Origin of the sequence: Klebsiella sp. 141198 (assembly GCF_050600785.1) — a bacterium.
Classification (GTDB): domain Bacteria; phylum Pseudomonadota; class Gammaproteobacteria; order Enterobacterales; family Enterobacteriaceae; genus Klebsiella; species Klebsiella aerogenes.
The window spans coordinates 1-448 of sequence record NZ_JAQIRM010000021.1 but is presented as its reverse complement, the minus strand read 5'-3'; the positions used below and the strand labels follow the sequence as shown (position 1 = coordinate 448).

Genomic DNA, 448 nt, shown 5'->3' with positions numbered 1-448 from the left:
GTGATTCATGACTGGGGTGAAGTCGTAACAAGGTAACCGTAGGGGAACCTGCGGTTGGATCACCTCCTTACCTTAAAGAACCTGCCTTTGTAGTGCTCACACAGATTGTCTGATGAAAGTAAAGAAGCAAGGCGTCTTGCGATTGAGACTTCAGTGTCCCCTTCGTCTAGAGGCCCAGGACACCGCCCTTTCACGGCGGTAACAGGGGTTCGAATCCCCTAGGGGACGCCACTTGCTGGTTCGTGAGTGAAAGACGCGCGCCGACATATCTCAAAACTCATCTTCGGGTGACGTTTGAGATATTTGCTCTTTAAAAATCTGGATCAAGCTGAAAATTGAAACGACACACAGCTAATGTGTGTTCGAGTCTCTCAAATTTTCGCAATCAGAAGTGAAACATCTTCGGGTTGTGAGGTTAAGCGACTAAGCGTACACGGTGGATGCCCTG

Annotated in this window: 1 tRNA gene and 1 rRNA gene; both read left to right on the top strand. The window is 48.9% G+C overall.

The window, feature by feature from the left end:
• Positions 1-70 (top strand): 16S ribosomal RNA (locus PGR10_RS25390); the annotation flags it as partial.
• An 85-nt stretch (positions 71-155) separates the two neighbouring features.
• Positions 156-231: transfer RNA gene (locus tag PGR10_RS25385), tRNA-Glu, on the top strand.
• Positions 232-448: the final 217 nt, after the last annotated feature.